This is a genomic window from Flavobacterium sp. CFS9, assembly GCF_041154745.1.
GTDB lineage: Bacteria > Bacteroidota > Bacteroidia > Flavobacteriales > Flavobacteriaceae > Flavobacterium.
In genome coordinates, this window is the sequence record NZ_AP031573.1 from 683,600 (window position 1) to 697,030 (window position 13,431).

Annotated in this window: 17 protein-coding genes; 4 read left to right on the forward strand and 13 right to left on the reverse strand. The window is 35.3% G+C overall.

Annotated features, from left to right (window positions below; genetic code table 11):
* Positions 1-65: 65 nt before the first annotated feature.
* A complete protein-coding gene (locus tag ACAM30_RS02825; RefSeq protein WP_369617151.1) occupies positions 66-1,343 on the reverse strand; it encodes an MFS transporter in 1,278 nt (425 codons plus the stop codon).
* A gap of 343 nt (positions 1,344-1,686) precedes the next feature.
* On the opposite strand from ACAM30_RS02825, the gene bshC reads away from it, so the two are divergent.
* From bshC to ACAM30_RS02840, 3 genes are all read left to right on the forward strand, one after another.
* Positions 1,687-3,276, forward strand: coding sequence for a bacillithiol biosynthesis cysteine-adding enzyme BshC (gene bshC / locus ACAM30_RS02830; RefSeq protein ID WP_369617152.1), 1,590 nt, complete (start codon positions 1,687-1,689; stop codon positions 3,274-3,276).
* Between the two features lie 107 nt (positions 3,277-3,383).
* On the forward strand, positions 3,384-4,655 hold the full coding sequence (locus ACAM30_RS02835; RefSeq protein WP_369617153.1) for an acyltransferase family protein: 1,272 nt from the start codon (positions 3,384-3,386) through the stop codon (positions 4,653-4,655).
* Positions 4,656-4,865: 210 nt separating this feature from the next.
* Complete coding sequence (locus ACAM30_RS02840) at positions 4,866-5,285, forward strand: nucleoside-diphosphate kinase (protein WP_369617154.1); 420 nt, start codon at positions 4,866-4,868, stop codon at positions 5,283-5,285.
* A 109-nt stretch (positions 5,286-5,394) separates the two neighbouring features.
* Here ACAM30_RS02840 and ACAM30_RS02845 read toward each other — a convergent pair whose 3' ends face one another.
* Genes ACAM30_RS02845 through ACAM30_RS02855 form a run of 3 tightly spaced genes read right to left on the reverse strand, consistent with a single transcriptional unit; the run spans position 5,395 to position 6,611 of the window.
* Complete coding sequence (locus tag ACAM30_RS02845; protein WP_369617155.1) at positions 5,395-5,868, reverse strand: hypothetical protein; 474 nt, start codon at positions 5,866-5,868, stop codon at positions 5,395-5,397.
* Positions 5,869-5,893: 25 nt separating this feature from the next.
* Positions 5,894-6,190, reverse strand: coding sequence for a DUF721 domain-containing protein (locus tag ACAM30_RS02850; RefSeq protein WP_369618632.1), 297 nt, complete (start codon positions 6,188-6,190; stop codon positions 5,894-5,896).
* Entirely contained in the window at positions 6,171-6,611 is a 441-nt protein-coding gene (locus ACAM30_RS02855; RefSeq protein WP_369617156.1) for a hypothetical protein, read from the reverse strand. Before ACAM30_RS02855 ends, ACAM30_RS02850 begins: the two co-directional genes overlap by 20 nt.
* 263 nt (positions 6,612-6,874) lie before the next feature.
* On the opposite strand from ACAM30_RS02855, the gene ACAM30_RS02860 reads away from it, so the two are divergent.
* The gene (locus tag ACAM30_RS02860) at positions 6,875-7,945 is read left to right on the forward strand and encodes a serine hydrolase domain-containing protein (RefSeq protein WP_369617157.1); all 1,071 of its coding nucleotides are present in this window, start codon (positions 6,875-6,877) and stop codon (positions 7,943-7,945) included.
* An 87-nt stretch (positions 7,946-8,032) separates the two neighbouring features.
* On the opposite strand, the gene ACAM30_RS02865 is transcribed toward ACAM30_RS02860, so the two are convergent.
* The 9 genes from ACAM30_RS02865 to ACAM30_RS02905 all read right to left on the reverse strand — a co-directional run bounded on the left by ACAM30_RS02865 (position 8,033) and on the right by ACAM30_RS02905 (position 13,254).
* Complete coding sequence (locus ACAM30_RS02865; RefSeq protein ID WP_369617158.1) at positions 8,033-8,212, reverse strand: hypothetical protein; 180 nt, start codon at positions 8,210-8,212, stop codon at positions 8,033-8,035.
* Positions 8,213-8,218: 6 nt separating this feature from the next.
* Positions 8,219-9,172, reverse strand: a complete 954-nt coding sequence (gene ftsY / locus ACAM30_RS02870) for a signal recognition particle-docking protein FtsY (RefSeq protein ID WP_369617159.1) — start codon at positions 9,170-9,172, stop codon at positions 8,219-8,221.
* Between the two features lie 168 nt (positions 9,173-9,340).
* Positions 9,341-9,493: a DUF4295 domain-containing protein gene (locus ACAM30_RS02875; RefSeq protein WP_008468081.1), complete on the reverse strand. Its 153-nt coding sequence runs from the start codon at positions 9,491-9,493 to the stop codon at positions 9,341-9,343.
* A 50-nt stretch (positions 9,494-9,543) separates the two neighbouring features.
* The gene (gene rpmG / locus ACAM30_RS02880; RefSeq protein ID WP_007805817.1) at positions 9,544-9,726 is read right to left on the reverse strand and encodes a 50S ribosomal protein L33; all 183 of its coding nucleotides are present in this window, start codon (positions 9,724-9,726) and stop codon (positions 9,544-9,546) included.
* Positions 9,727-9,753: 27 nt separating this feature from the next.
* Positions 9,754-9,990, reverse strand: coding sequence for a 50S ribosomal protein L28 (gene rpmB / locus ACAM30_RS02885; RefSeq protein WP_008468080.1), 237 nt, complete (start codon positions 9,988-9,990; stop codon positions 9,754-9,756).
* Between the two features lie 71 nt (positions 9,991-10,061).
* Positions 10,062-11,315 (reverse strand): CinA family nicotinamide mononucleotide deamidase-related protein, encoded by a 1,254-nt coding sequence (locus ACAM30_RS02890; RefSeq protein ID WP_369617160.1) that lies wholly within the window; start codon positions 11,313-11,315, stop codon positions 10,062-10,064.
* Between the two features lie 120 nt (positions 11,316-11,435).
* Positions 11,436-11,780 carry an Hpt domain-containing protein gene (locus ACAM30_RS02895; protein ID WP_369617161.1) on the reverse strand — a complete coding sequence of 115 codons (345 nt, stop codon included), beginning with the start codon at positions 11,778-11,780 and terminating at the stop codon, positions 11,436-11,438.
* On the reverse strand, positions 11,780-12,391 hold the full coding sequence (locus ACAM30_RS02900) for a fumarylacetoacetate hydrolase family protein (RefSeq protein WP_369617162.1): 612 nt from the start codon (positions 12,389-12,391) through the stop codon (positions 11,780-11,782). Before ACAM30_RS02900 ends, ACAM30_RS02895 begins: the two co-directional genes overlap by 1 nt.
* 92 nt (positions 12,392-12,483) lie before the next feature.
* Positions 12,484-13,254, reverse strand: coding sequence for a 3'-5' exonuclease (locus tag ACAM30_RS02905; protein ID WP_017495175.1), 771 nt, complete (start codon positions 13,252-13,254; stop codon positions 12,484-12,486).
* Positions 13,255-13,431 lie beyond the last annotated feature (177 nt).

Here is a 13,431-nt window from a genome sequence, read left to right on the forward strand (position 1 = left end):
ACAGGACTTAATTGTAAACCCCTATGGACTTTGTATAAATTCTTTTGAAAATAATAGTAAGAACTCTAAAACTTATGTTCGTCTTTACTAATCACCAAAAAGGAAACCAACGAAATTAGAGCGGCACCTGTCAAATAAAAACCTACATAACTTAAACCGTAAGTACTGGCCAGCCAAATGGCGATCATGGGGGCAAATGCCGCACCAAGGATTCCCGCCATATTAAAAGTCAAAGATGCTCCGGAATAACGAACATTTGTTGGAAATAATTCCGAGAGAAAAGTTCCTAAAGGTCCATAAGTGAATCCCATCAGAGCCATTCCGGTACAGGCAAAAGTGGTAATTAGAATGATATTTCCTTTGCTTAAAAAAGAAGAAAACAAAAATCCGAAAAGCGCTATGGCTGTTGTCGCAATAACTAACATTTTACGTCGTCCGATCTTATCGGCAACAACTGCCGAAACCGGAATAAAAAGGGCAAAAAACAAAACAGAGAACAGTTGAACCAATAACGCATCTCTTTTGGTAATCCCTAAATCTGAAGTGATCCAGCTTAAAGTAAAAACAGTCATCAGATAAAAAACTAAAAAAGTGGTAACAGCTGCCAATGTTCCAAAAATCAATTGATTTCGATACGACTTAATCAAAGTTAAAAAAGGAACTTTAACCTCTTCTTTTTCTTTTTTAGCACTTTCAAATGAAGGCGTTTCAGTAATTTTTGTTCGGATATAAAACCCCACAACAACCAAAAGTGAACTTGCGATGAATGGAATTCTCCAGCCATAATCCATAAAATTTTCGTTGGTCATGGTGTCTGTCAAAATTAAAAAAGTTCCTCCCGAAAGCAGCAATCCAATAGGAGCGCCCAATTGTGGAAACATTCCATACCAGGCACGTTTATCCGGAGGTGCATTTTCGATTGCCAATAAAACAGCACCACCCCATTCGCCTCCTAAACCTACACCTTGCCCAAATCGACAAAGCATTAACAATAAAGGAGCAGCAACCCCAATACTGGCATACCCGGGTAAAAATCCGATCGTAACTGTCGAAATCCCCATTGTTAATAATGCTGCCACCAAGGTAAATTTACGCCCGATTTTATCTCCATAATGTCCAAAAAAAGCTGATCCCAAAGGGCGCGATAAAAAAGCAATTGAAAAGGTAGCCAAAGATTCCAGAGTTGCCATAGTGGGATCTGAACCGGGGAAAAATAGTTGCGGAAAAACCAATACGGCAGCATTGGCATAAATATAGAAATCAAAAAATTCTATGGTGGTCCCAATCAAGGAACCAAAGAGAACATGTTTTAAGGAGTTCTTCTGTTTCGGGTTATTTTTCATTCGACTTTACTATTGTTTTCTTTTATGAACTATTGCAAAAAATAAATCAGCTTCTTTTACAAAACAAATATTCGTTTGCAAAAATAGAATTTCATTATTAATAACCCGAACATACAATCAATACTTTTAAATTACTCTCAAAATTTTAACAAAAATAACAAATCAGATTTTTAAATCATTCACAAAACATTTCTTACAATTAAAAAAGAGACACTAAAACCAAAACATTGATTTACAACAACTTGATTCAAAACATAAAAATCAAATCTTAAGCATTCGTTAAAAAAGGATTTAAGTACATATTTTGATTAAATTTACAGCTATCAAAAATAAACCTAAAACTATGCCTACCGACTGTATCAGCTACCAAAACTCAGGATATTTCACTAAATTGATACAAGATTATTTAGATCAGAAACCCGAATTACAATCACTGTACAATCACTTTCCTACGCTTGAAAACTTTGAGAAACAAATTCATGACAAGCAGGCTAATTTTGACCATTCCAACCGTATTCCTCTTGTTGAGTCTTTAAAAAAGCAATACGAAAACATCAAAATTTCAGATTCGACCAAACAAAATATTGAGCTTTTAGCTCTTCCAAATACTTTTACGATTACAACCGGACACCAGCTAAACCTTTTTAGCGGTCCTTTGTACTTTTTATATAAAATCATTTCGACCATTAATCTCACTACAGAACTGAAATCAAAGTATCCTGCTCATAATTTTGTTCCTGTTTATTGGATGGCTACTGAAGATCACGATTTTGAAGAGATTAATTATTTTAATTTTAAAGGAAAGAAATTCCGCTGGAACAAAGAAAGCACTGGTCCGGTTGGAAGACTTTCTACAGAAGGTTTAGAAGATTTTTTTGAAATCTACTCCAAAGATTTGGGTTCAAGTACAAATGCCCGCTTCTTAAAAAAACTCTTTGAAGAAGCCTATCTGAAACATGAAAATCTTGCCGATGCCACACGCTTTCTCGCAAACAGTTTGTTCGAATCATACGGTTTAGTGATTATAGATGCAGATTCAGCAGATTTGAAGCGCGCTTTCATTCCGTATATCAAAGAAGAACTGGAACAGCAAACCTCTTTCAAAGCGGTTCAGGAAACAATTTCAAAATTTAATGATTACACCATTCAGGTAAATCCTCGCGAAATCAATTTGTTTTATATTGAGGATAAACTGCGCGAACGTATTATTTTAGAAAAAGACCGATACGTTGTCAACCATACTAAAATCTCATTTTCGAAAGAAGAGATTTTCAATCTGCTCGGAAGCAATCCCGAAAAATTCAGTCCGAATGTAATCATGCGTCCTTTGTATCAGGAGATTATTCTTCCGAATTTATGCTACATTGGCGGAGGAGGAGAAATTGCTTACTGGCTGGAATTAAAATCCTTTTTTGATACTGTGAACATTACTTTCCCAATGTTACTAGTTCGTAATTCTGTACTTTTAAGCACAGAGAAACAAGCTAAAAAAGCAGATAAACTTGGACTTTACTGGAAAGATTTATTTACTAAACCTGCAGATTTAGTGAATGCAATCACACATAAATTATCTGGTTTTCCGATTGATTTAACGCCACAAAAAGAGATGTTGGTCAAACAATTTGAATATCTTTACGAATTAGCACAGCAAACTGATAAATCCTTTACGGGAGCTGTAAAAGCTCAGGAAGTAAAACAGAAAAAAGGTTTAGATAATCTTGAGAAAAGATTATTAAAAGCACAAAAACGAAAACTGGATTCAGAAATACAACGCGTTGTTGATTTACAATGTGAATTGTTTCCAAATCAGAGTTTACAGGAGCGTCAAACCAATTTTTCTGAATTTTATCTGGAAAAAGGAGAAGAGCTGATTCCGCTTTTAATACAAAATTTAAAACCTTTAGAAACGAATTTTAATATTATCACGATATAAAAATAAAAAAGTAATAGTCATCAGAATAAATAACCGCCTCTTCTGAAATTATTGCCTCTCAAACCAAATAGTAACCTTTAAAAAAAATTAACCTATTTACCAAAATTATGACCAGAGAGCGCCTGATATCATTAGATGTCTTTAGAGGATTGACTATTTTATTAATGACTATTGTAAACAACCCCGGAGATTGGGGAAATGTCTACGCCCCGTTACTACACTCCGAATGGCATGGCTGTACGCCAACCGACTTAGTGTTTCCGTTTTTTATTTTCATCATGGGTGTTGCAGTCCCCCTGGCAATGCCAACCAAAACCTGGGACAACACTACCTTCAACAAAATCATGGTTCGTTCACTACGCATGCTCGGACTTGGAATTTTCTTTAATTATTTTGGAAAAATACAGCTTTTCGGTCTTGAAGGAATCCCGCTTCTTATCGGCCGACTGATTATTACTGTGGCTGTTGGCTATGCATTGATGGGTAATTTCAGTTCGAAAATCAAAAACATACTGGCGTTTTCGATCCTTTTTATTTATCTGTTTCTGGCTTATAGCGGAATCGAAGCCTATCACGATGTTCGATTACCGGGTGTTTTACAACGAATTGCGATTGTATACTTTGTCGTTTCTTTATTGTACCTAAAAACAACTCAAAAAACACAAATCATAACCGGTATTACTTTATTACTGAGCTATTGGGCTATAATGACTTTGATCCCCGTTCCCGGAATCGGAGCGCCTAATTTAGAGAAAGAAACCAACTTAGCCTCCTGGCTCGATGGCGTTTTACTTGAAGGACATATGTATCGCGGAACCATAACTTGGGATCCTGAAGGAGTTCTAAGCACCATACCGTCAATCGTGAACGGAATCATTGGTTTATTGATTGGTCAGATTTTACAGCGTGGAATTACACCAAAACAGAAAGCAGTAAAAATGATAGCCGCAGGTGTTGCATTAATCATTGGAGGATTAATCTGGAACGCTTTCTTCCCTATCAACAAATCGCTTTGGACCAGCAGTTATGTTTTATACACTACTGGATTGGCAACTGCTTGTTTGGCATTCCTATACTACATGATTGATATTGCAGCATACAAAAAGGGTATAAAATTGTTTTTAATCTGGGGTGTCAATCCAATGATTGTATTTTTCTTCTCTCAGATCATCCCTCAGGCTTTGGTGATGGTTCAGTTTAAGAACCCACATCATCCGGAAGAACAGATCAATCTTTTAACTTATCTGTACCAATTCGGTATTGCTCCTTTCTTTAGCAATCCAATGACAGCCTCGTTAGCAGGAGCATTAATTTATGTTGGAATCTGGACTTTTATATTATGGATTTTCTACAAAAACAAACTGATTTTTAAAGTTTAAAATAAGCTATATTCATTTCGATTACAAGAGACGCAAAACGCGTCTCTTTTTTTCTTCCTCATTCTAAAACAAATTGACAACATCACATAATGTACTATTTTTCATTTTTCTTTACCAAAACATCATTTCCCAGAGTTTTAATTATGAATTTATTAAAATCAATTCATAAAAAAAGTATACTTTTGCACGAAATTAAAAATAAGCAATAAAATGGCAACAAATAGAACTTTTACAATGATTAAGCCGGATGCAGTTCAAAACGGACACATCGGAAATATCTTAGCAATGATTACTAATGGAGGTTTCAAAATCGTTTCATTAAAATTAACTCAACTTACTGTAGCTGATGCTCAGGCATTCTACGCTGTTCACGCAGAAAGACCTTTCTACGGAGAATTAGTTGAATTCATGTCTCGCGGACCAATTGTTGCTGCAATTTTAGAAAAAGACAATGCAGTAGAAGATTTCAGAACTTTAATTGGAGCTACAAATCCAGCTGAAGCTGCTGAAGGAACTATCCGTAAAGCATACGCGACTTCAATCGGAGAAAACGCAGTACACGGTTCTGACAGTGACGAAAATGCAGCTATCGAAAGCGCATTCCACTTTGCAGGAAGAGAGCAATTCTAATATTAAGATCATTAGATTTCTTAGATCATTAGATTTTAAACTTCTTAGATCTTTGAAGATGCCGCATATAAAAAAACCATTTCAATTGAAATGGTTTTTTTTTGATATATTATTTAAACAATTCCCGATTCGCCTCTTTAAAAGTATTCTTTGCAAGCCCCAGATCAGCTAAATTCTCATTTAAACTTATTTTTAGCTTATCGAAATTACTATGATAAAAGCTCGAAATACTCGCGACTCTTTTTCCTTTTTCGAGAATAAAAACAGACTCTGAAATTCCAAGTTTTCCAGATTCAAAAACGGTTACAAAACCATCCAGTTCACTCCACCCATATACTTTTCCCTTTCCAATCCCAAAATAACTTCTAGCCTCAAGACCAGATTCGGTAAAAATTACTTTAAACGCTCTTGTTCTAAATATGGTCAACCAGAAAAAAGCAATAAACAGCAGGAATAAAACTGGCAAAACCATACCTGCAACCGGAGAAACATAAGAAAGATAAACAACCAAAATAGGCAACAAAGTCAAATAAGAAACCAAAAAGAGTACTAAAATTTTAAATCTCGATTTTATTTGCGGCATGACAACATTTACTTTTTGACAACTTTTATCTCAAAACAACTTCTTTAATCACCTCACGACCTAACTCCTCATTAATCATTTTCACAATTTTACTTTTACCATGACTTAATTCCTCACGTAACACTGCCGATCCCAGCTCGACATACAATGTACTTCCTTTCAGAACAACATTTTTGGTATACGTATTCACACCATTCCCCATTAACTGCCTCCAGGCTTCTTTTACATCGATTTGATCCATTCCGGGCTGTAATTTATTCCCCTGAATGATCTGTTGCAAAACAGCTCCAATCGTACTTTCGTTATTTAGTCTTTTTGCCATCATTTAATAAATTTACAGGTCCGGTTTTTTTATAATGATATTCTTTATTCTGGTCATTCTTTACTACAAAAGTCTCATCGGAAACAGAAATTAGCTCTTCGCTCCACTTGGCATAATCTGTTTTATAATCCAGGAAAACCTGATCGCCTTTAAATCGAACGGATACATCCTCAAAAGTATCTGTTGTTAAAAAAGTTCCATCCAGCTGCGCCATCACCTTCGTTCGTGTTCCTTTAGTTCCTTTGATATTGAAATAATCGAAATTTTCGTTCATTCCATAATCCTTGTCCTCCCCCTTATCAAAAACTACTTTCTCAATTTCCCAGTATCCATTCAGTTTTGCAATATCAGCAGGTTTAATTTCTTGTTTACAGCTTACCAACAAAAGCGATAAAACCAAAATCATAAAAGTGTTTTTCATACTATAATTTTTAAAATTCTATTCTTCTCTTTTCCTCTGAAAAAATCTTGTCCAAAAAACAATTATCGGCCATGTTCTTTCATTTTCACCGTAAATATTACTTCGAAAAAACACCGCTTTCCTATAGACTAAAATTTCTTTTTCAAAAGAAATGTGAACCTGCAAAGTTAAACTTAAAAAGCTCATAAGAAACAAAAAATCGCAAAACCATTTAAACTATTTTATAACTTTCGAGTCCAACCCTAAACCAAAATAAAAAAACCATGACCAAAGCTTTTTACATACTACTTACTGCAATTCTTTTAACAGCTTGCAGCAAAGATTCATCCGAATCAGAACCAATTACAGTTCCCGAAGAGAACATGTATTTCCCTCCATTAACCGGAACAAACTGGGAAACAAAGTCGATTGCTGATCTTAAATGGAATCAGGCCGCTGTTCAGCCGCTTTTAGATTATCTGGAACTAAAACATTCCAAGTCGTTCATCATACTGATCAACGGTCGAATTGTCTTAGAAAACTATTTTAACGGGCACTCCCCAACTACTAATTGGTATTGGGCCAGCGCCGGTAAAACGTTAACCTCTACTGTTACAGGAATTGCTCAACAAGAAAATTTACTCAATATCAACACTAAAGTTTCTCAGTATTTGGGAGAAGGATGGACAAGTGAAGCCTTAGCCAAAGAAAATTTAATTACCTGCAAACATTTATTAACTATGACCTCCGGACTGGACGACAGTACAGACGATGTGAATCCTGCCAATCTCATCTATAAAGCCGATGCAGGAACAAGATGGGCCTATCATAATGTGTACGTAAAACTACAAGATGTTGTCGCAAAAACAAGCGGGCAAAGCTGGGACAATTATTTCAACACTAAACTAAGAGACAAAATCGGGATGAATGGAAATTGGATACAGATTGGTGCAAATAGCGTTTACACCAGCACCTCCAGAAGCATGGCACGTTTTGGACTTTTAATGCTGAACAAAGGAAAATGGGAAAACAGCACAATACTTAACGAAGCCTATTTTAATGAAGCAACCACAACTTCTCAGAATATCAATTTAGGATACGGCTATTTATGGTGGCTAAACGGAAAAAATTCTTATCACTTACCACAATCACAACTTACTTTTCAGGGAAGTATAATCCCAAGCGGACCAACCGACATGTTTATGGCATTAGGTAAAAATGACCAGAAAATATATGTCATTCCAAGTAAAAAGATGGTAGTTATCAGAATGGGAGATGCTGCAGACAGCGTTAATCTGGCGCTATCAGATTTTGATAAAACGTTATGGGAGAAGATCAACGCTTTGTATCAATAACAAAAAAGCTTTAAATAGAAATGCTTTCTAAAACATTACTATTTAAAGCTTGTTATATTTTTTTGAAATACTATCTGTCAGATACCATTAACGATTAGTGCGTATTCTTTTAAAAACTCCTAAAAAGAACAAAACGATACCCACTACCAGCAAAGCATAATAAACGGAGAGATTACTATCTTTCAACACATTTGCTAAAACAAAACATATCACACTGGCAAAATAAAAAGCTATCGCTGATATATTTTTTAAAGATTCAAAACCCATTATAAATTATTTAAAAAAACTATCTACAAATTCATACTTATTAAAGACCTGAAGGTCTTCAATTCCTTCTCCAACACCAATGTATTTTACAGGAATCTGAAACTGATCTGAAATACCAATTACCACACCTCCTTTTGCTGTTCCGTCCAGTTTAGTAACAGCAAGAGAAGTTACTTCAGTAGCCGCTGTAAATTGCTTGGCTTGTTCAAAAGCATTTTGTCCTGTAGAACCGTCTAAAACTAAAAGTACATCATGAGGAGCATCTTCTACAACCTTTTGCATGACACGTTTTACTTTTGTAAGCTCATTCATCAAATTGATTTTATTGTGCAAACGTCCGGCTGTATCTATAATCACCACATCAGCATTTTGTGCTACGGCAGATTGCAGCGTGTCAAAAGCAACAGAAGCAGGATCACTGCCCATATTTTGTCGTACAATTGGAACATCTACACGGTCTGCCCAAACCTGCAATTGATCGATAGCAGCAGCACGAAAAGTATCGGCAGCTCCTAAAACGACTTTATAACCGGATTTTTTAAACTGATAAGCCAATTTACCAATTGTTGTAGTCTTACCTACTCCGTTCACTCCTACAACCATTAAGACGTATGGCTTCTTATTTTTTGGAATCTCAAATTCCGTCGCTTCACCTGTATTGGTTTCAGACAATAAAGCACCGATTTCCTCGCGAAGAATCTGATTCAGTTCGTCTGTTCCTAAATATTTATCTGCAGCAACACGTTTCTCAATTCTGGAGATTACTTTCAGTGTTGTATTTACTCCAACATCAGAAGCTACTAAAATCTCTTCCAGATCATCCAGAACATCATCGTCGACTTTAGATTTTCCCGCGACAGCTTTGCTTAACTTTGAGAAAAAACTAGTTTTTGATTTTTCAAGACCTTTGTCTAAAGTCTCCTTCTTCTCAGTAGAGAATAATTTTTTAAAAAAACTCATTTTTTATAGGTTGTTAGTTTTTTAGATTATGGGAGAATAAAACTCAAATAATCTTTAATCTTTAAAGAAACCTAAAATTAGTCATGTTTCTTTAAATTTTAGACAAATATAAAAAATAAAAAAGCTACTTCCGAATGAAAGTAGCTTTTCTATATACTGTGATTGTTATTATTTCTTTTTCAAGAACTCATCAACTTCTTCAGGAGCCATAATAGATTCTACGAATGTATATGCACCAGTTTTAGGAGATTTTACCATTTTGATGGCTTTTGATAATCTCTTAGAAGATGTTTGTAACGATGCTACGGTTTTCTTTGCCATGATTCAAATGTTATTTGAAATTTTTACGTTAAATAAAAATCTCTAATTAATTACTTAATTTCTTTATGAACAGTTACACGCTTCAAGATTGGATTAAATTTTTTAATCTCTAATCTGTCCGGAGTATTTTTTTTGTTCTTAGTTGTTATGTATCTTGAAGTACCTGCAACACCAGTAGTCTTGTGCTCAGTACATTCTAAAATCACCTGGATTCTATTACCTTTCTTTGCCATCTTGCTATATATTTATTTAGGAAAAGATTATTTGATAAATCCTTCTGACTGTGCTTTTTTCAAAACAGCAGTGATTCCATTTTTATTAATTGTTTTTATCGTAGATGCTGCTACTCTAAGAGTAATCCATCTATCTTCTTCTGGAAGATAAAAACGCTTTTTAACTAAGTTTACAGAAAACTTTCTCTTAGTTTTGTTCATAGCGTGAGAAACGTTATTTCCTACCATCGCTCTTTTACCTGTAAGGTCACAAACTCTTGACATTATACTTTACTTTTATCGTTATTCAAAATCAGGGTGCAAAGAAAAGAAAAATAAACCATTGTAGCAAAAAATTATTGCACAATTTTTAAAATTTCTTTCTTTAAAATCTCTAAACTCTTATTCACTGCTCTATCTATCACTTTTTCACGTGGTTGACCAAAGTTGAATTCTTCTACGATTATACCATCCGGAGTGGCCAAAGCGATAAAAACCGCTCCAATTTCTGCTTCAGAGTCTCCTTTTATTGGTCCGGCGTTCCCAGTTGTTGCAATTGCATAATCTGTTTTTAATATCTCCTTCACATTCAAAGCCATAGCCGACGCAACCTCAGCACTTACCACCGAAAACTTGTCAACCAAATCTTGTGAAACCCCAAGAACATTCACCTTCGCCTCTGTCGCATAGGAAACCACACTGCCTTTAAAATAAGTAGACGCTCCGGGAATTGCAGACAAGACGGAAGCAATTTTTCCTCCGGTAAAACTTTCGGCTGTTGAGATCGTTTTATTTTGTTTGGTTAGGATTTTTCCAACTACCGTTTCAATAGTTTCATTATCCTCATAACCCACTATAATATCATGAATTATAGCATCTAAAGATTTTACATTTTCTTCAATTGCCGCTTCAAGCAGTTCTTTATTGGTTCCTCTGGCCGATAAACGCAAACGCACTCGCCCAGGATTTGGCAAATACGCCAACTTAATAAATTCCGGCAGATTATTCTCCCAGTCTTCGATACGTTCTGCAACTAGACTCTCGCCCTGACCATAAGTCAAAATTGTCTTATGAAGGATATATGGACGTTTGTACTCGCGAATTATTTTAGGAATTATTTCTTCTTCAACCAAATATTTCATTTCATACGGAACTCCCGGAAGCGAAACAAATACGGTATCCTCTTTCTTCATCCACATGCCCGGAGCCGTCCCCACTTTGTTGTGCAAAACGGTACATTTAGACGGAACCAGAGCCTGATCTTTATTCAACTGTGAAATTGGGCGTTTGTAAAAACCTTCAATCAACTCCGTCACATGAGCCAAAACTTTAGCATCCACGACCAGTTCATCCTCAAAGTACTCGCAAAATGTTTTCCTTGTGACATCGTCTTTTGTAGGCCCTAAACCACCGGTCACAATTACAAGATCAACTTTGTTCTGCAACTGGGCAAATGTGTCTAAAATATGTTTTTTATCGTCGCTTATCGAAATCATTTCATGAACTTCGACACCAATATGATCCAGCGATTTTGCAATAAAACCTGAATTTGTATCTACAATCTGGCCTATTAAAATTTCATCTCCAATAGTAATAATGCTTGCTTTCATAGCTGTGAATTATTTTTACTTATCGTAAGTCCGATATTATAAAATGAATTGTTGTTGCAGTGATTTTAGACGAATGCCAGACTTGGCTCGCTTTTGCAAAAAAAGAATCAAACCAAAGACTTACAAATCAAAGTCTTTTTTAATTTCTTTGATCGCCTCTTTTACCTGCAATCTAATACTCTTAAAAGTTTCGATAATTTCTTTTTTCTTGCCTTCGGCTTTGGTCCAGGCTTCTACCTGAAGAATTTCCTCAAAAGCGACATTCAACCCCATTAAGTCCAATGTAGGTTTTATTTTGTGCGCGTATGAATAGGCATACTTATGATCCTTCTTTTTAATTCCTTCTTTGATTTGTTTTAAATCTTCAGGAACTTCCGTAACAAATAATTTAAGAATTTCATTTACAAATTCCGGATCATTGTCTGAAAGCGCATATACTTTCGAAAGGTTGTATTTTAAAGCCATTACTTTACTTGTATTCTGAATAATTTTTTATCTTCTAAAAAGCCTTCTAAAACATCGTTTGGTTTAACCGCAGCAACGCCTTCCGGTGTGCCTGTAAAAATAATATCCCCAATTTTTAATGTAAAAAACTGAGACACATAGGAAACAAGCTCGTCAATTTTCCAAAGCATGAAACTCGTATTCCCTTTTTGAACAGTTTCAGAATTTTTCGTTAATTCAAAAGTAAGATTTTCCATCGAAACAAAATCAGTCTTTGGCAAAAACTCTCCAATAACCGCTGAACCGTCAAAAGCTTTTGCTTTTTCCCACGGCAATCCTTTTGCTTTTAATTTTTCCTGTAAATCTCTGGCCGTAAAGTCAATCCCAACACTAATCTCGTCGTAGTACTTGTGTGCAAATTTAGGCTCGATGTATTTTCCAACCTTGCTAATTTTAACAATTACTTCTAATTCGTGATGAATTTCTTCAGAAAATTCAGGGATTACAAACGGATGCTGTTTCAATAAAACTGCCGAATCCGGTTTCATAAAGACCACCGGTTCTGCGGGACGCTCGTTTTTTAGCTCTTCAATATGATTGGTATAATTTCTACCGATACAGATGATTTTCATTTTTCTATAGATTCTAAGATTCAAAGCCGCTAAGGTTCTAAGAAAACTGCACAAAAAACTTAGCATCTCAGAGCCTTAGCAACTTAGCACCTTTACTTCGTATTTAACTTTCTTAATTTAATAGCCGTAAGCACTTTTTTGGTATACAGAGGAAAATCGGCATTTTGAATCCAGCTGAAATAGCCAGGCTCGCTCTCTAAAACTTTCTCCACTTTAGCACCTTTGTGTTTCCCGAAGGTAAAAATTTCTTCGTTGTCTTTATCAAATGCAATCATTCCGGCAAAATCGGCGATTTTTTTACGGGTTGTAAATTCAGACAATGATTTCATATCATTTTCCAATTCCGGATAACGGTCTAATTGTGCTTTTAGAATTTCGTAGGTCGCCATTGTATCGGCTTCTGCAGAATGCGCATTCTCCAAACTTTTACCACAATAGAATTTCAATGCGGCACTTAAGGTACGCTCTTCCATTTTATGAAAAATCGTTTGTACATCTACTGAAACTTTATTTTTCATATCAAAATCGACTCCGGCACGCAGCAATTCTTCTGCCAATAACGGAATATCAAACCGATCTGAATTAAAACCTCCCAAATCACTGTCTTTAATCATATTGTAAACCTGTGGTGCCAATTCTGCAAAAGTAGGTTCGTTTGCTACTTTTTCATCCGTGATACCATGAACAGCAGTTGTTTGTGGCGGAATTGGAATCGTAGGATTCACTAACCAGGTTTTACTTTCTTTATTTCCGTTTGGAAAAACTTTGAATATCGAAATTTCTACAATTCGATCCTTACCGATATCAATTCCGGTTGTTTCAAGATCAAAAAAGCAAATTGGTTTATTGAGTTTGAGTTCCATTTTTAATTTTTATAAGATTACAAATGTAATTTTTAAAGCCGAAATTCCTCTTCTATTCTTGACTTTTTTAAACAAAAAGCGCCGTAATCCCGCGATTTTAACTTTTAAATGGATTCTAAAAGCCAGCTCGTGTTTCTTTTCTTAACCTTTTCTTACAAAACAAAAAACCCGGGAATT